Origin of the sequence: Mycobacterium sp. NAZ190054, assembly GCF_001545925.1 — a bacterium.
Classification (GTDB): Bacteria; Actinomycetota; Actinomycetes; order Mycobacteriales; family Mycobacteriaceae; genus Mycobacterium.
Map to the genome: position 1 here is coordinate 1 of NZ_LMVQ01000335.1, position 15,980 is coordinate 15,980.

Here is a 15,980-nt window from a genome sequence, read left to right on the forward strand (position 1 = left end):
CCTGATCGATGAAACGCGCCAGCCCCGGATCGCTTCCGAGGCGGAAGATCGTCACCTGCGCGCCCAGCCGCGCCACCTCGTCGAAACCCCGCACGGTGTGGGCGATGGTCCGCGGGTGCGGCGGGTAATCGAAGAACACCGCAGAACTTCCGTCCCCGTCGAAGTCCTCCAGGTGCGCCGTCGGCTCACCGTCGGTGACGACGAGCACGACCGGTTGCGCGTTCGGGTGACGCCGCAGGTGCCGGGTCGCCAGCGCCAGCGCATGGTGCAGATTGGTGCCCTGTTCGTACACGCCCTCCAACCCGGTCAGCTCGGCGGCGGTCACCGTGCGGGCATACCGGCCGAACGCGACGATCTGCAGCGCGTCGGAGCGGAACCGTGTGCTGACGAGGTGGTTGAGCGCCAGCGCGGTCTGCTTCATCGGCAGCCACCGGTTCTCCATCACCATCGAGAACGACGTGTCGACCAACAGCGCCACCGCGGCCTGGGTGCGGGTTTCGGTCTCGGAGATCTCGACGTCGTCGACGGTGACCTGGATGCGCGGGCCGCGCCGGCTCTGCGGGCTGCCGGCCTCGCGCAGCACGGCGTTGGTGAGTGTCCGGGTGACGTTCCACGGTTCGGTGTCGCCGAACTGCCACGGCCGCGTCGCACCCGTCAGCTCCCCCGCGGCGCCGGCGCGCCGCGTGTCGCGTTCGCCGTGCCGTCCCGAAAGCTGTTCCGCCACATCGCGCAGCGCCGCCTGACCGAGTTGGCGCATCGCCTTGGGCGAGAGCCGCCACTGCCCGTCGGAGCCGCGGTCCAGGAAACCCTGGTTCATCAGCGCACGTTCCAGCTCGGCCAGGGTGCGGGCGTTGACGGCGGCCTCGTCGCCCAGCTGGCGGGCCAGCATGTCGAGGTCGACGTCGTCCATGGTGGCCCCGGAGTAGCTCTGCGACAGCTGCTCGGCGAGCTGCTCGAGTTCGGAGATGTCCGCCAGGGCCTGCGCTCCCTCCCCCATCCCCAGCGGGTCGTCACCGGAGAACCGCTGCGACCCGGACCAGTCCTCACCGGGGCGGGCGGCCTGCAGGTGCGCGTCGAGGCGGTTCAGCGCGTTCATCAGCGAGGGCGATCCGAAAGCCTGTTGCGCCAACGCATCCAGTTCGGCGCGCTGCTGCTCGGAGAGGCTGTTGCGGAACCGCTGCGCCGCGGCGGCCCGCTTGGCCAGCGAGTCCAGCAACTCGTCGATGTTCTGCGGGTTCTCCGGGAAGAACTCGCCGTGCTTGGCCATGAAGTCCTGGAAGTCCTGCGGCGAGTCCTGCCCCTTGGCATGTTTGTCGAGCAGGTCGTTGAGGTCGTCGAGCATGTCGTTGACGCGCTGCCGGTCCTCGTCGGTGGCGTTCTCCAACGCCTCCTTCATGCCGGCGAACCGCTGATCGAGCATCTCACGACCGAGCAGATCCTTGATCTGCTCGTACTTTTCGCGTGCTTCCGAGGATCGCCAGTCGTACTCGGCCAGCTCCTGCACGGCCTTGGCCGGCGACGGGGACAACGATTCGAGCTGAAGTTCCCCGAATCGCGCGTCGTCGTCGAGCGCCCGCGCCAACTCCTTGCGCTCGGCGAGCACCGCCTCGTCGAGCAGCTTCTTGATGTCGGCCAGGGTGCCGTCGAGGTTGTTGCGCTGCAACAGTTCCCGGCGGCGACGGTTGGCCTCGGCGGCCAGCTTGTCGGCGCCGGGCATGTTCCTGGTGCCGCGGCGCAGCAGCTCCGACAGCGCGCGCCGGGGCGAGGTGCCCTCCATCACGTCCTGGCCGATGGCCTCCAGGGCCTCCCGCAGATCCACCGGCGGGGCCAGCGGGTCCGGCCCGCCGGTGTACCGCGAGTACCGCGAAAGGCGCTTAGCCATAGACTGTTTCGCCTTCTCCCGACACCTTGTCGATGCGCTTGGCCAGATACAGCGCTTCCAGCGCCAACTCGATCGCGGCGGCACGCTGGCCCTCCGTCGACGCGCCGAGCCGCTGCTGGATCTGCGCGACGGCGGACACCTCGGGAAGCGCGTCCAGCACCTGGCGGGCCGACACCCGCTCACCGGTGGTGACGGGCGAACCGTTCTCCACCGCGGTGACGATCGGCCCGACATCGATACCGCCGAGCAACCGTTGCGCGGTCTCGGCGGTGGCACGCCGCAGCAGGTGCTCCAGCACCGCCTGTTCGCGCCCTTCCTCCCCGGATTCGAACTCCAGCTTGCCCCGCAGCACGTCGATCACGGTCTGCAGATCGACCACCCGCGCGACCGGTTCCTGCTCGCCGAGCAGCGCTGCCCGGTGCCGCGCCGACGCGGCGACGGTCTCCGCCGCGGCGATCGCGAAGCGGGCCGACACCCCGGAACGCTGATCGATCGAGCTGGACTCGCGCAGGCTGCGGGCGAAGCGGGCCAGGATCTGCAACAGGTATTCGGGCACCTCGGCCGCCAGGTGCGCCTCCTGGGTGATCACGCCGACCTCGGCGTCGAGTTGGAGCGGGTAGTGGGTGCGGACCTCCGCACCGAACCGGTCCTTGAGCGGGGTGATGATGCGACCGCGGTTGGTGTAGTCCTCCGGATTGGCGCTGGCGACGACCAACACGTCGAGCGGCAGCCGCAGCGTGTAGCCGCGCACCTGGATGTCGCGCTCCTCCATCACGTTGAGCATCGCCACCTGGATGCGCTCGGCGAGGTCGGGAAGCTCGTTGACCGCGACGATGCCGCGGTGCGCGCGCGGGATCAGGCCGTAGGCGATGGTCTCCGGGTCTCCGAGGCTGCGGCCCTCGGCGACCTTGATCGGGTCGATGTCACCGACCAGGTCGGCCACGCTCGTGTCCGGGGTGGCCAGTTTCTCGGTGTAGCGCTCGCTGCGGTGCCGCCAGGTGACCGGCAGGTCGTCACCGGAATCGGCCGCCCGCCGGATCGATTCCGGGGTGATCGGACTGTACGGGTGCTCGCCGAGTTCGGAGCCGGCGATCGCCGGGGTCCACTCGTCGAGCAGGCCGGCCAGTGACCGGAGCAGACGGGTCTTGCCCTGACCGCGCTCGCCGAGGAGCACGAAGTCGTGCCCGGCGATCAGCGCGCGTTCCACCTGCGGCAACACCGTGTCCTCGAAGCCGAACAGGCCGGGCCAGATGTCGTCGCCGGCGGCGAGCCGGGCCAGCAGGTTCTCCCGCAGTTCGGCCTTGATGCCGCGCTCTTGGTGGCCGGACGCGCGCAGCTCGCCGAGGGTGCGGGGCAGATCGTTAGGTGAGGTCACATCGACCACGCTACGACTGTCCCCGGCATCAGGCAGCCGCTCCCTGCTCACAGCTGAAAATTCGGTGCCGCCCCGGCCGCGCTGAAACGCCGGTGGGCCGCTCCCCCGACGACGTCGTCCGAGAGCGGCCCACCGGTGCGTTCGGGGTTACTCCGCGGCGGGTTCGGCGCCCACCTTCTCGTACTTGCGGACGTCGTTGATGACGTCGAGACGTTGCTCGCTGGTCCAGTCGAGCTGGGTCTTCGGAGTCTCGGCACCCTCGAAGGCCCGCTCGTAGCTCAACAGGTCCCAGCCGTACTCGTTGGGCAGGTAGTCGTTGCGGATGAACCGGGTCCGGATGTCCTCGGGGAAGGACTGCACCTCGCCGTTGAGGATGACGGTCTCGACCTTGCCCGGCTGGTACAGCACCCGGATGTCGGCCACCGGGTCACCGTCGACGACGATGATGTCGGCCAGCTTGCCCTCGGCGAGCACGCCGAGGTCGTCGGGCAGGCCCATCGCGTTGGCGCCGTGTTTGGTGCCGGCCTGGATGGCCTCCAGCGAGCTCATGCCGGTGTAGAGCATCAGCATCTCCAGTTCGCGGGCGTGCCACTGGCCGTACGGGACCAGGGAGAACCCGCTGTCGGTGCCCATCGCGAACTTCACGCCGGCCGCATACGCCCGGTGCAGGCTGTCCATCGTCGCGTCGTTCATCCGCTTGGTGGCCTCGGAGATGTTCGGGCGCACCCGCAGCGTCTCGGCGAACTCCACGATGTGATGCATCAGCAGCTGGGTCGGCGCCAGCGGGATCTGGCTCTTGGCCAGCTTCTCGATGGTGGCGTCCGACATGTGGTTGCCGTGCATGATGTGGTCGAAGCCCGCCTCCACCGCGGCGTTCATCTCACCGTCGCCGCGCGCGTGGATGGTGATCTGCATCCCCAGCTGGTGGGCCAGGTCGGCGCACATCTTCAACTCGTCGTTGGTGAAGGCCTGGTAGTCACCGAACGGACTGTCGGCGAGCTTGATCAGGTCCACCCCCGCCTTCTTCTGGCGCCGGATCTCGTCGATCATCTCGGCCGGCGTGTTGGTCAGCCTGCCGGTACTGGACTCCGGGACGCCGGTGGCGTCCGGGAACCAGTCCGTCAATCCGTTGCTGGTGGTGAGATAGCGTCCCGCCGAGGTCATCCGGGGGCCGTGCACGATGCCGCGCTTGATACCCTCCCGCAGCCCGACGCCGATGTAGTACGAACCGCCCGGTTGCGAGATGCTCGTGACCCCGGCCGCCAGCACCTTCTCCACGTTGGCGGCCGCGATCAGGGTGCGCACCTCGGGCGGGGTGTACATCGAGATCTCTTCCTCGGTACGCGCCAGCCCGTAGGTCATGTGGCAGTGGATGTCGATCAGGCCCGGCATCACGGTCCTGCCCCGGGCGTCGATCACGTCCAGCCGCGCGCCTCGCGGGACGTCGGTCTCGCGGTCCACTGCGCCCATCTTGACGATTCGCGCATTGTGCACCAGCACAGCACAATTCGGGATCGGCGGGTTGGCGTCGCCGTCGACGACGGTGCCGTTCTCGATCAGCAGCCAGCTGTCGGCCATGTTCACTCCTTCTTGGGCTCGGTTCCGGAGGCGAGCCCGACGCGATGCCTGGTGAGGATCTCGACGAACGCGTCGGGATCCTCGAAGTACGGCGCGTGGCCGCACCCGGGCATCAACTCGAGCGCGACGCCCGGCAGGTTCTTCTGGGCCTCGACCCCCATCGACGGCGGGGTCCACTTGTCGTCGGCGCCCCACACCAGCAGCACCGGCAGGTCGGGCAGCAGCTCGGCCAGCTCGGCATCAACCCGGGCGGCGTTGCACTCGGTGTCGAGCCACTCCGAGACCTGCAGCAGGGCGTCTTTCGCACCGGTCGAGGAGTTGATCATCGACTCCTCCCGCACCCACGCGTCGGTGACCATCTCCGGGTCCGACACCAGGAATGTCAGCTTGCGGCGCACGCCGGCCACGCTGCCGTCGGAGAGCACCTCCGGCGGGGTGTGGAATTCCTGCGGGAAGTCACCGACGCCGACCGAACCGATCAGCACCAGCCCCGCCACCAGATCGGTGCGGTGCACGGCCAGGTGCGCCGCGACGTGCCCGCCGAGCGAGGTGCCGGCGATGGTCACCTTCGATAGCCCGAGGGAATCGAGCACACCGGCGATGACGTCGGCGAAACCCGCTGCACTGTAATCGATGTCGGCGCGTTTCTCGGCGAACCCGTGCCCGGGGAAGTCGATGGCCAGCACCCGGAAGCCGGCCGCCACCAGACCCGGAATCACCGGGACGAACCGGTCCGCCCGGGACCCGGCGCCGTGCAGGCACACCAGAACCCGGTCACCGGAACCGGATTCGACGACCCGGGTGGTGACGCCGGCGCCGGTGACCGGGTAGGCGATCACGGTCTCACGCCCGTGGTGGAACGGATAGCGCCGAGGCTCTGCAGCGGATTCGGCGGCCAATTGCGACACCGTCACGACGCTGCCGCCGGACGCACCGCCAGCGCCTCGATCTCGACGCGGGCCGCTTCTTCGACCAGACCGCCGATGATCAGCAGCGTGTTCGGCGGGTACACCCCGGACGGGTAGATCTCGGCGAACTTCTCCTTGCGGCCGGCCATGAACTCCGGGATCATCTCCCGGCCGACGAGGTAGGTACGGAACCCGATGACGTTCTCGAAGCCGAGACCCGCAGCGGCCAGCGCGACCCCGAGGTTGTCGAAGGTGGCCTTCACCTGCTCGGCGCCGTCGGAGGTGGGGAACTTGCCGTCGGCGTCGGCGCCCATCTGCCCGGCCACCACGACGACCTCACCGGGGGTGCCCGAAGCGAGGGTGGAGTAGTCGCCGAACTTGGGGAGGGGCGCATCCTGATAGGTGATCACTTGACTTCCTTTATCTTCTCTGTGTTTTCGTATTCGGGTAGTGGGGATTGATCTAGGCCGGGTAGCGGACCGCGCCGGTGCCGCAGATCCAGGCCGGGGTGGGCTGGTAGGTCAGGACCTCGCACGGTCCCCCGCCCATGGCTCCGGCGACGGCCATCCAGTTGAGGATCTCGTGACCGCCGTGGCCGCCGCGTTTCTCGATGTCGTCGTAGGTCCAGGCGAACAGCGCCTGCATGTCACCGGCGGACAGCAGGTCCAGGAACTCGCGGTCCCATTCCGGGTTGACGCAGGCGTCGCCCATCTCCTCGGCCATCTTGATCTCGTACGGCCCGATGTCGGTCCACAGGTCGGGATCGCGCTCCAGGTAGCCACGACCCTCGTTCTGGAACGTCTTCATCCTGGCCAGGAATTCATCGGACTCACGGCTCGGTTCCCAGATCGGCGGCCAGTGCGACAGACCTCCGGTGCCCCAGAACATGATTCGCTTGTCACTGTCGTTCACCGCGGCCCGCACCGCCGCGCCCACCTCGTAGGCCCGCTGCATGGTGATCAGCGGCGGGGTGAACACGTTGATGTACACCGGGATGACCGGGATGTCGGCCTCGGGGCGCAACAGCTTCATCGGCACCATCAGGTTGTTGCCGAACTCGGCCGCACCCATCCGGGCCGCGTCGATGCCGGAACCCACCAGCGTGCGCAGGATGTGCTCGGCGAGAGCCTTTTCCCCGCTGAAGGTCTGCACCTCGTCGAACTTGAGCAGCTCGAGATGATGCTCACCCGGGCCCGTGTGCTGATCGGCGACCGCGACGCTCACCGAGGGCATCAGGCTGCGGAAGTGGTTCTCGAAATGGTCGTCGAGGAACGCGACGATCACATCGGGCCCGGCCGCGGCGACGGTCTGCTTGAGCGCGTCGTACGCGGCGAACACCGCTTCGTGCTCGTCGGCGGTGACATCGTCGGGCCAGCCGAGGATTCCCGGGGCGTGCGACGCGGAGATCCCTCCTACCACCGGCATGTCAGCCTTCCGTCCGGACCCTGTTGGAAAGCACACCGACACCGGCGATCTCGACCTCGACGACGTCGCCGTCACGCAGGTACTCCGGCGGGTTCCGCTTGAAGCCGACACCCGCGGGGGTGCCGGTGGCGATGACGTCGCCCGGGAGAAGCGGAGTGACCTCCGAGATCTCGGCGATCAGCCGGGGGATGTCGAAGATCAAGTCGCGGGTGAAGGCGTGCTGCTTGACCTCGCCGTTGACGCGGGAGGTCACCTCGATGTCGGGATCGGTGCCGATGACGTCGCGGGCCACCACCCCGGGACCGACCGGGGTGGACGACGGCGCGTTCTTGCCGAGCGTCCACTGCACGTGGCGCAGCTGGCGGTCACGCACGGACACGTCGTTGACGACGGTGTAGCCCGCCACCACATCCCAGGCTTCCTTCTCCGACACGTTGCGGGCCGGCGCGCCGATGACGACGCCGAGCTCGGCCTCCCAGTCGAACTCGGTCGACAACGACTGCGGCAGAGCCAGCTCCTCGAACGGACCGGTCACCGAACTGAGGTCCTTGAGGAACACCACCGGCGCGTCGGGCACGTTGGCGATGAAGACGTCCTTGGACTCCTCCTGGTGCTCCAGGTAGTTGATGCCGATGCAGAAGACCCGGCTGGTCGGCAGCACCGGCGGCAGCAGCACGACGTCGCTGCGGCGCAGGCGGGCGGTCGGCGCGTCGGTGATGCGCTCACCCTGCCCGGCGGCCAGAAGCACCAGCGCGTCGCGCAGTGACCAGTCCAGAGCCACGATTTCGTCCCCGTCGACATAGCCGCACCGCGTGCTGCCCTGGTGGACGAATTGAACTAACTGCAACGGACTTCTCCTTCTGTTTTCGTGGTTTCGTCGGCACCGGCCAGCAAGGCCTCTTCGGTACCGCCGAGGAAGATGTGCGAGAAACTGGGGTCGGCCCGCAGCTCGGCCGCCGACCCGGACCGGCGCACCCGTCCGGTGGCCAGCACATAGGCCCAATCCGCCGACGCCATCGCGAGATTGGCCCGCTGTTCGACCAGCAGCACCGCGATGCCGCTGGCCTTCAGTTCGGCGAGCTGCTCATCGAGCAGGCGGGAGGCCATCTCCTCGGTCAGGCCCGCGGTGGGCTCGTCGAGAAGCAGAACCTTGGGCTCGAGCATCAGCACCCGCGCCATCGCCAGCATCTTGCGCTCACCGCCGGAGAGCACCCCGGCGTGCCGTTTGAGCATCGCCTTCAGGCGGGGGAACAGCTCCAGCACCCGCTCCTTGTTGGCCGCGACCTTGTCCCGGGCCAACGTGTATCCGCCGATGACGATGTTCTCCTCGACGGTCAGCGGTTTGAACACGTCGTCGATCTGCGGGACGTATCCCATGCCGTTGGCGGCCCGATCGGCGGTGGACATGGTGGTGATGTCGCCCCGCCCGGCCAGCTCGACCGTTCCGCCCATCGGCGTGACCAGACCGGCCAACCCCTTGAGCAGCGTGCTCTTGCCGCAGCCGTTGGGCCCGACCACACACGCGGTGTTGCCGGCCACCAGCTCCAGGCTGACGTCGTGCACGATGGGAACGCCGTTGTATCCGACCGTGAGATCGCGCACGCCGAGCACCGTGGTCCCGGCCGGGGCCGGGGTCCTGTCCGGCGTCTTGTTCGGCGACACAGGCTTACCCGGCGACATAGGCGTCCACCACTTCCTTCTCGCGGCGGGCTGCCGCCATGGATCCTTCGAACAGCACCTGGCCGCGGGCCATCACCACGACCGCATCGGTCAGGCGTTCCACCGCGTCCAGTTCGTGGGCGACCATCAGGATGCTGATGCCCCGGTCCCGCAACTGCATCAGGAAATCGGAGATGCGCTCGATGATGCTGGCATGCACACCGGCGAACGGCTCGTCGAGCAGCAGCAGCTCGGGTTCGGTGGTGACGGCCCGCAGCAGTTCGAGAATGCGCCGCTGACCTCCGGAGAGGTCACCCATGTAGTCGTTCTCCTTGGCGTCGAGCCCGAACTCGGCGAGCAGCGCCCGGGCCCTGGCCACCGCTTCGCGCTGGCCGGGCAGCCAGCTGCGCCGCGGCCGGGTGAACACCTGAACGAATCCGGTGCCGCCCACAGAACGGTCCGCCAGCAGCAGGTTCTCCAGTACCGTCAGGCGCCCGAAGTCGGCGGGCATCTGGAACGTGCGCATGATGCCGCATCGAGAACGCTTGTACGGCGGCAGCTTTGCGATGTCCTGTCCGCGGTGCAGGACCCGGCCGGCCTCCACCGGCGCGGTGCCGGCCAGCGCGTGCAGCAGGGTGGACTTGCCGGCCCCGTTGGGCCCGACCACGGCGGTGATCTTGGCCCTGGGCACGTTCAACGACACGTTCTCCAGGACACGGTTCTTGCCGTAGGCGACGGTGAGCCCGTCGATCGTCAGGATGCACTCGTCACTCATCACGCGACTCCCTGCTCTGTTCCGGTCCGGACCCGGGTATCCGATCCCGGACGCAACGTCTCCCAGAACGGCACCGGCGCTCCGTCGAGGCCGAAAGTGCGCTTGCGCTCCGGGAATACGCCCTGCGGACGCCACCACAGGAACGCGATGATCACCACGCCGACCACCACGTACTGCAGTGCGTCGACCGTGCCAGGCGCACCGAACTGCGGCAGGTAGCGGGTGGCCTCGGTCAGCGCCACCGGGACCACCAGGGCGCCGAGCAGGACACCGAACCGGTTGCCCGCGCCGCCGACGATCACCGCGCCCATCAGGATCAGCGTCTCCTGATAGGACCAGTCGGCCGGTGCGTAGGTGCCGATGAACGCCGCCAGGATGGCACCGCTGAGCGCACCCAGGCCGTTGCCGACGGCGAACGCCGACAACCGCACCGGGGTGACGTTGATGCCGAGAGCGTCGGCGGCCTCGGGGTTCTCCCGCACCGCCCGCAGCACCCGCCACAGCGGCGCCCGGGAGATCCGCAGCACCACCCACGCCGCCAGGACGGTGAGCAGAACCGCGAATCCGGCGTAGAGCCAGGAGTATTCGTCCGACCGCAGGTCCAGTTCCTTCTTGAGCGGAGCCGGGATCAGGTACAGACCGTGCCCGCCGCCGAGCAGCCCTGGCATCGCCACCACGAGCGCCCCGGCGATCAGCGCCACCGACAGCATCGCCACGGCCTGGTAGTCAGACCGCAACCGCCGCAGCGCGACCAGCCCGATCGGCAGCGAGATCAGCATCCCGGCGAGCACCGCACCGACGAACGGCAGCGGGAACGGCAGCGACGCACCCCAGAAGTACTCCTGGACGACGGTGCCGCCCTCGGCTTCCGGCGGTCCCAGCGACAGCAGCGCCACGGTGTAGCCGCCGACTGCCACCGACACGATGTAGCTCAGGTTGAGCAGACCCGTGTCCGAGTACTGCAATTCCAGTCCCCAGCAGCCGATGACGGCGACCGCGGCGTAGACGACCAGCGTGACGATGTAGAACGAAAGATCTGCACTCATACCTGCAATGCCCTGCCTGCCGAGAACTCCGCGCGGATGCCCTGAGGCCGTGCCATCAGCACGCCGATCAGCACCACCAGCGCGATGGCGATCTTGAAACTGGGGTCCAGCCACACGGCGGTCAGTTCCGTCGCCAGCCCGAGGACCAGGGCACCGAGCATCGCGCCGTAGGCGTCGCCGATACCGCCGAGCACGGCGGCGGCGATCACCAGCACGATGAAGGTGCGCCCCGAGGTCGCCGAGAACGACGAACTGATCACGAACAGCGCCACCCCGGCCAGACCGCACAGCGCTCCGGAGATCGCCCAGGCCGTCGCGACCACCCGCTGTGTCGGGATACCGCACGACTGCGCCAGGCCGCCGTCCACCGAGGCCGCGCGCATGGCCAGCCCGAGCCGGGAACGCTTGAGCAGCAGGTGCATTCCGACCATGGCCGCCAGTGCCAGTCCGATCACCGTCAGCTGCAGATCGGTGACGGCGGCACTGGCGACGGTGAAGACCACCGTCGGGGTGATCTCGTACCGGAACGACGTCGGACCGACCACGGCCAGCAGCGCGTTGGCCAGCACCAGGCTGACCGCCAGGCTGATCACCAGCATGTGGAACACCGACACACCGCGCCGCGCGAACGGCTGGTAGACGAAACGGTTCAGCAGCAACGAGATCACCACGCCCGCCGCGACGCCGACCAGCGCCGCCGCGGCCATCGGCAGTCCGGCGTGACTGGCCCACAGCGCCGCGAACCCCGCGACCACCATCGTCTCGCTGAACGCGAGGTTGAAGACGTTGGAGACGCTGTATTGCAAGGTGAAACCGACCGCGGCCAGGGCGAGCACCGCGGCGATCACCACCCCGAACACCGTCGCAGAGACAACCAGATTCACGAGATCAACGCTGTCCGCTCGCGAGGGCCTCGAGCTCGTCGGCAGGCAGCTGGCTCACCAGCCGCAGCTGCTTGGCGGCCGGATCCCAGTCGTGGTACGCGAAAGCGCCGATCACGTTGTGGAATTCGTTGAGCCGGTATTCGCCGTTGGCGCCGACGTACTGGATGTCCTCACCGTTGCCGAGCGCCTCGACGCCTTCGGCGTAGTTGGTCACCACAATCTTGCCCTCGCCGGCGGCCAGGATCTCCGGGATCGCCGAGTTGTAGTCCTCGGGCTCCACGGAGTCGGTCTTGGTGGCGGCCAGACCGGACAGGATCACACCGTCATACGCCGCGCGGGAGTATGCGCTGTCCTTGAAGGACGGGACGTCGATACCGTCCTGCCCCTCCAGCGACTGCAGGGTCTCCAGGAAGGTCTCGGTGCCGGCGCCGCCTTCCTGGGCGTACCGGATGACCACCTGCAGCGACCTGGCCAGCGCCTCGTCGCCGCCGTAGGCGCCCAGCGCCGCCTCCTGCCAGTCGCCGGTGGTGGCGAGGGTGTTCGTGACGATCGGGATGTCCCCGCCGCCGGCCTGGTTCAGCTCGGTCAGGAACGTGCCCGCGGTGACGGCGTCCGCCTCAAAGACGATTGCGGCCGGACGGTTCTCCAGGATCCGCGCCACCTCGGTGCGGTAGGACGGCTGCTCGGGCTGGATCGTCAACGCCTCGGTGACACCGATGCCCATTCCCCCGAGGGCCTCCTGCAGCGGCGGGATGTTCGCCTGCGCCGACGCGCCGCCGACGAACACCAGGGCCACCTTGTCGAAACCCTGCTGCTGGGAGTGCAGCGCCATCGCCTGTGCGCCGACGGTGTCGGAGGTGATCAGGCGGTAGTAGTACTCGAGTTCGGTCCGGTCGAAGCGACCGTCACCGGCCGGTGAGAACATCACCTGGGTGGCTTCCTCGAGCACCGGGGCCGCCGCGGCGGCCTCGGCGGTGCTGGGTCCGAGCACGGTGAACAGGTCGGACGTGGTGCTCAGCATCTGCCGCGCCGCGGGCACCGAGTCGCTGGCCGTGCCCTTGGTGTCGAAGGCCTCGCACTCGATGTCGCGGCCGAGCACACCGCCGGCCTCGTTGATCTCGGCGGCAGCGGGCAGGCATCCGTTGACCGCCTCGGCGCCCTCCACGGCGGTGGGGCCACTGAAAGCCATCAGCATGCCCACCACCAGGGGATCACCGGAGCCGGTGTCGCCGCCCCCACCGCCGCCGGAGCATGCGGGCACCGCGAACAGAGCGGCCGCGGCCGCCGCGCTGGACCAGACCTTCGTCGATTTCTTCATGTCACTCCCACCGTGAGTCGGCAACCAATGTGCAACCATTCCTCGCCCAATAAGGCTAGAAGAGTTGGGCTGTGCCGGGAACACAATCACGCAAACTGCCGCACCGCCAACGCACCCATCTGTTGACTTAGTAACAAAGCGGTCAGCGGCGGGTCCCCGCCTCGCGGGCGAGCGTCAACGCCTTCTCCAGCGCCACGCTGACGCACGCACGCGCCAGCGCCTCCTGCTCCCACGCCACCCGGGTGCGGGCCCGCAGGCCGCTCCACAGCGCCTCGTCAACCGCGGGCAGCGCCCCGGAGACGACCAGCACGTCGGGACCCAGTCGCTGTTGCAGCGCGGCGCTCTCCTGCGCGGGCAGACCCACCGTCACGTGCGCCACCCCGGGAGCACTGCGCACCAGCGCCACGGCGGTGTCCAGACCGGTCCCGCCGGCGTCACAACCGCGCAGGCCGCCGGTGTCCGGATCGGCGATCCACCACAGCCCCGGCATGCCCGGTGAACCGAATCTATGCAGGTGGACTGCGGTGGGCGGGCTACCCGCCGACGCCGCGCGCACGGTCGCGCGCAACAGCAGCGCCAGCGGGTGGGTGCCCAGGCGCGACCGGGCCCTGGTGACCGCACCCCTGGTCGGACGCTGGCGCGAGAGCCCCCGACCGGTGGCGGCCGGCAGGGTCGCCCACAACAGATCGGTGACGTCGTCGTAGCCGGCGAGCGGGGACAGCGCCGACCCCAGCACGTGGTAGGTGGTGACCCACGGTGGCAGGGTGCGCACCCGTTCGGCCGCCACGCCGGCCGTCCGTAGCACCTCGTCGATCACGGTGACCGGCACGGCGCCCACTAGTGCGCACAGGGCCAACCGATTGAGTGCGCTGAACACCGTCGACACCGCCTTAAATCAACACGAGATTGAGTCCTCCCGCGCAGAGTTTACGTACGCGTTACCCAGACCAATCACGAACATTGGTCGAGTTATGTCGAATCCATCACTCTGGACGCCCAATCTGGTCACATTGGTTACAGTGGGAACACTCGCCACGCGAAAGGGGGGAACCGATGAGTGCCGGGTCCACACCGCTCGTCGACCGCGACATCCGTCGCCTCATCGACGAGTGGGTCATCACCGCCGATCTGCCGCGGGACGGCCGGTTGCCGGCAGAGCGGCACATCGCCGAGCGGTTCGGCTGCTCGCGTGCCCAGGTGCGCCGTGTGATGGCACAGCTCGAGCGGGAAGGGCGGGTCGTCCGCGAGGTCGGACGCGGAACCTTCCTCGTTCCCGACGGCGACAGGCCGTCCTCGGGCTTCGGCACGTCGTTCGCACCGGCGGCGATCATGACCGCGTCGTTGGTGTTCGAACCCGAAGTGGTCTCGCTGGCCGCACTCGCCGCCACCGAGGAGGACTTCGCCGAGCTGCGCCGCTGCCTCGCGCAGGGCGAGGCGGCCACCGATTACGAGTCCTTCGAGCAGTGGGACGTCACCCTGCACCACGCCTTCGCCGTGGCCACGCACAACCCGCAGATCGTGGCGATGGTGGACGTGCTGAACTCCACCCGCAACAACCCGGTGTGGGGACGGCTCAAACGCGACGGCTACACGCCGCAGAACCGGGCCACCATCGAACGCGAACACCAGGAGATCGTCGAGGCCCTGATCCAGCGGGACCGGCGCCGGGCCGCTACCGCGATGACCGAACATCTGCGCTTCGTGCGTTCGGTGGTGTCCGGGCGATGACGCAGACGGGCGCAGAGATCACGTCGGTCGCCCGGTACCTGGACGACCAGATACTCGCCGGCGCACTGGAACCCGGCGGCCGGGTGCCGACCGAGCGGGCGCTGGCCGAACTGCTCGGGTGCAGCCGCCACGACGTGCGCCGGCAACTCGACGTGCTGGAGAACCAGGGACGGATCACCCGCGAAGTGGGCCGCGGCACCTTCTTGACCCATGACGGCGCGGTCTCCCCCGGCCCGGTGACGGCACCGGTCAAGATCAGCCCGCTGGATCTGATCGACGCCCGCGCCGCATGGGAGCCCAACCTGATGACGTTGGTGGCCGTCGCCGCCACCGCCGAGGACTTCGTCGAGATCCGGCGCTGCCTGGAACAGGGTGAGGCCGCGCAGACTCCCGCCGAATTCGCGGAGTGGGACATCGCCTTTCACCGTGCGCTGGCACTGGCCGCGCACAACTCCGTGGTGGCCGCGTTGAACGACATGGTCGAATCTGGCAGGCGCCGGCTCGCCGGCAGCGCACTGGACAACCGCCCGTACACCGCACAGAACTACGCGGTGTGCCAGCGCGAGCACCGCGAGATCGCCGAGGCGATCTTCGACCGTGACGCCGCCCGCAGCCGGGACGCGATGCACCACCACCTGCAGACCGTGCGCAGGCAGCTGCTCGACGTGCTGCCCTGACCGGCCTCGGCGGCCGAAACCGTTGCCGCAGCGGTGATCAGCGACTGCCGGGGGGCAGCATCTGGAAACCGCCGAGGATCTCATCGGCGTCACGCCGGTACTCCGGGTCCTGCTCATCAGCGCTCTGCACCGTGACGGCCACGCCGTAGGTCACCCCGTCACTGACCATGACGGCGCTGAGCAGGTCGGCCCGGCGCGGGGTGAGGCCGGGCAGCAGCGGCGACAGATAATGCCCACGCACCGCGGGCAGTCCGCACAGCGTGGTGTCGGTCAACGTCAGATCGGTGACACCGAGTTGGGACACCTGTCGCCGTTGATCGTCGAAGAACTCGTGCGGTGAAATCGCGCCGCGGTGCGACTCCAGCGTCACCACCGCCGTCGGTGCGATCCCGCCGTCGGCGAGGTCGTCGTTGCGCATGACGAACCGGATCATCGGCGAGTCCAGCGCGGTGATGCGCTTCCAGCCGTCCGGCTGCGGAATGCGGAGCACCGGTTCGATGTCGGATGCGGGCCCACGCGGCGGCGGGACATCGGCGAGCTTGCCGTCCACCGGCGTGCACGCGTCCGCCGACGCGTACGAACCGAACGGCGTGCCCGGTTCAACGGCGACCGCCCGCGCGTCGTCGACCACCCGGGTACACGACGGCACCAGCACCGCGCCGATCACCACGATGGCGGCCACCACGCCGCGCCGCCGTGTTCGCGAAAACATCACCCGGTCACCT

At 68.7% G+C, this 15,980-nt stretch carries 16 protein-coding genes; 2 read left to right on the top strand and 14 right to left on the bottom strand.

The genetic code is table 11. The features are described 5' to 3' along the window. From ASJ79_RS20845 to ASJ79_RS20905, 13 genes are all read right to left on the bottom strand, one after another. The coding region (locus tag ASJ79_RS20845) for a VWA domain-containing protein (RefSeq protein ID WP_067959351.1) at positions 1 to 1,882 on the bottom strand (1,882 nt) is incomplete at its 3' end. Continuing rightward, entirely contained in the window at positions 1,875 to 3,257 is a 1,383-nt protein-coding gene (locus ASJ79_RS20850; protein ID WP_067959420.1) for a sigma 54-interacting transcriptional regulator, read from the bottom strand. The genes ASJ79_RS20850 and ASJ79_RS20845, both read right to left, overlap by 8 nt. A gap of 147 nt (positions 3,258 to 3,404) precedes the next feature. Continuing rightward, complete coding sequence (locus tag ASJ79_RS20855) at positions 3,405 to 4,835, bottom strand: amidohydrolase family protein (RefSeq protein WP_067959352.1); 1,431 nt, start codon at positions 4,833 to 4,835, stop codon at positions 3,405 to 3,407. Positions 4,836 to 4,837: 2 nt separating this feature from the next. Beyond that, complete coding sequence (locus tag ASJ79_RS20860) at positions 4,838 to 5,743, bottom strand: alpha/beta fold hydrolase (protein ID WP_197420306.1); 906 nt, start codon at positions 5,741 to 5,743, stop codon at positions 4,838 to 4,840. A gap of 2 nt (positions 5,744 to 5,745) precedes the next feature. Continuing rightward, positions 5,746 to 6,153, bottom strand: a complete 408-nt coding sequence (locus ASJ79_RS20865; RefSeq protein ID WP_067959357.1) for a RidA family protein — start codon at positions 6,151 to 6,153, stop codon at positions 5,746 to 5,748. Between the two features lie 52 nt (positions 6,154 to 6,205). Continuing rightward, positions 6,206 to 7,168, bottom strand: coding sequence for an extradiol dioxygenase (locus ASJ79_RS20870; RefSeq protein WP_067959361.1), 963 nt, complete (start codon positions 7,166 to 7,168; stop codon positions 6,206 to 6,208). Position 7,169: 1 nt separating this feature from the next. Further along, positions 7,170 to 8,015 (bottom strand): fumarylacetoacetate hydrolase family protein, encoded by an 846-nt coding sequence (locus ASJ79_RS20875; RefSeq protein WP_197420307.1) that lies wholly within the window; start codon positions 8,013 to 8,015, stop codon positions 7,170 to 7,172. Next, a complete protein-coding gene (locus ASJ79_RS20880) occupies positions 8,006 to 8,830 on the bottom strand; it encodes an ABC transporter ATP-binding protein (RefSeq protein WP_067959366.1) in 825 nt (274 codons plus the stop codon). The genes ASJ79_RS20875 and ASJ79_RS20880 overlap by 10 nt, the downstream gene beginning before the upstream one ends. 4 nt (positions 8,831 to 8,834) lie before the next feature. Then, positions 8,835 to 9,602, bottom strand: coding sequence for an ABC transporter ATP-binding protein (locus tag ASJ79_RS20885; RefSeq protein ID WP_082753963.1), 768 nt, complete (start codon positions 9,600 to 9,602; stop codon positions 8,835 to 8,837). Then, positions 9,602 to 10,648, bottom strand: coding sequence for a branched-chain amino acid ABC transporter permease (locus ASJ79_RS20890; protein ID WP_067959371.1), 1,047 nt, complete (start codon positions 10,646 to 10,648; stop codon positions 9,602 to 9,604). The genes ASJ79_RS20885 and ASJ79_RS20890 overlap by 1 nt, the downstream gene beginning before the upstream one ends. Next, positions 10,645 to 11,532, bottom strand: coding sequence for a branched-chain amino acid ABC transporter permease (locus ASJ79_RS20895; RefSeq protein ID WP_067959375.1), 888 nt, complete (start codon positions 11,530 to 11,532; stop codon positions 10,645 to 10,647). Before ASJ79_RS20895 ends, ASJ79_RS20890 begins: the two co-directional genes overlap by 4 nt. Positions 11,533 to 11,536: 4 nt before the next feature. After that, positions 11,537 to 12,850, bottom strand: coding sequence for an ABC transporter substrate-binding protein (locus ASJ79_RS20900; RefSeq protein ID WP_067959377.1), 1,314 nt, complete (start codon positions 12,848 to 12,850; stop codon positions 11,537 to 11,539). A gap of 142 nt (positions 12,851 to 12,992) precedes the next feature. Beyond that, the gene (locus ASJ79_RS20905) at positions 12,993 to 13,736 is read right to left on the bottom strand and encodes a transposase domain-containing protein (RefSeq protein WP_082753966.1); all 744 of its coding nucleotides are present in this window, start codon (positions 13,734 to 13,736) and stop codon (positions 12,993 to 12,995) included. Positions 13,737 to 13,903: 167 nt separating this feature from the next. Between ASJ79_RS20905 and ASJ79_RS20910 the strand changes: the two genes are divergently transcribed. Next, positions 13,904 to 14,578, top strand: coding sequence for a FadR/GntR family transcriptional regulator (locus tag ASJ79_RS20910; protein WP_067959382.1), 675 nt, complete (start codon positions 13,904 to 13,906; stop codon positions 14,576 to 14,578). Then, positions 14,575 to 15,255, top strand: coding sequence for a FadR/GntR family transcriptional regulator (locus ASJ79_RS20915; protein WP_067959384.1), 681 nt, complete (start codon positions 14,575 to 14,577; stop codon positions 15,253 to 15,255). The genes ASJ79_RS20910 and ASJ79_RS20915 overlap by 4 nt, the downstream gene beginning before the upstream one ends. 37 nt (positions 15,256 to 15,292) lie before the next feature. On the opposite strand, the gene ASJ79_RS20920 is transcribed toward ASJ79_RS20915, so the two are convergent. Further along, on the bottom strand, positions 15,293 to 15,967 hold the full coding sequence (locus tag ASJ79_RS20920; RefSeq protein ID WP_067959423.1) for a hypothetical protein: 675 nt from the start codon (positions 15,965 to 15,967) through the stop codon (positions 15,293 to 15,295). Positions 15,968 to 15,980: the final 13 nt, after the last annotated feature.

What these genes read in the sequence shown, in the direction of transcription:
- ASJ79_RS20900 (WP_067959377.1), bottom strand. Translation starts at nt 12,850, where the DNA reads ATGAAGAAATCGACGAAGGTCTGGTCCAGCGCGGCGGCCGCGGCCGCT.
- ASJ79_RS20920 (WP_067959423.1), bottom strand. Translation starts at nt 15,967, where the DNA reads ATGTTTTCGCGAACACGGCGGCGCGGCGTGGTGGCCGCCATCGTGGTG.
- ASJ79_RS20855 (WP_067959352.1), bottom strand. Translation starts at nt 4,835, where the DNA reads ATGGCCGACAGCTGGCTGCTGATCGAGAACGGCACCGTCGTCGACGGC.
- ASJ79_RS20915 (WP_067959384.1), top strand. Translation starts at nt 14,575, where the DNA reads ATGACGCAGACGGGCGCAGAGATCACGTCGGTCGCCCGGTACCTGGAC.
- ASJ79_RS20890 (WP_067959371.1), bottom strand. Translation starts at nt 10,648, where the DNA reads ATGAGTGCAGATCTTTCGTTCTACATCGTCACGCTGGTCGTCTACGCC.
- ASJ79_RS20870 (WP_067959361.1), bottom strand. Translation starts at nt 7,168, where the DNA reads ATGCCGGTGGTAGGAGGGATCTCCGCGTCGCACGCCCCGGGAATCCTC.
- ASJ79_RS20910 (WP_067959382.1), top strand. Translation starts at nt 13,904, where the DNA reads ATGAGTGCCGGGTCCACACCGCTCGTCGACCGCGACATCCGTCGCCTC.
- ASJ79_RS20885 (WP_082753963.1), bottom strand. Translation starts at nt 9,602, where the DNA reads ATGAGTGACGAGTGCATCCTGACGATCGACGGGCTCACCGTCGCCTAC.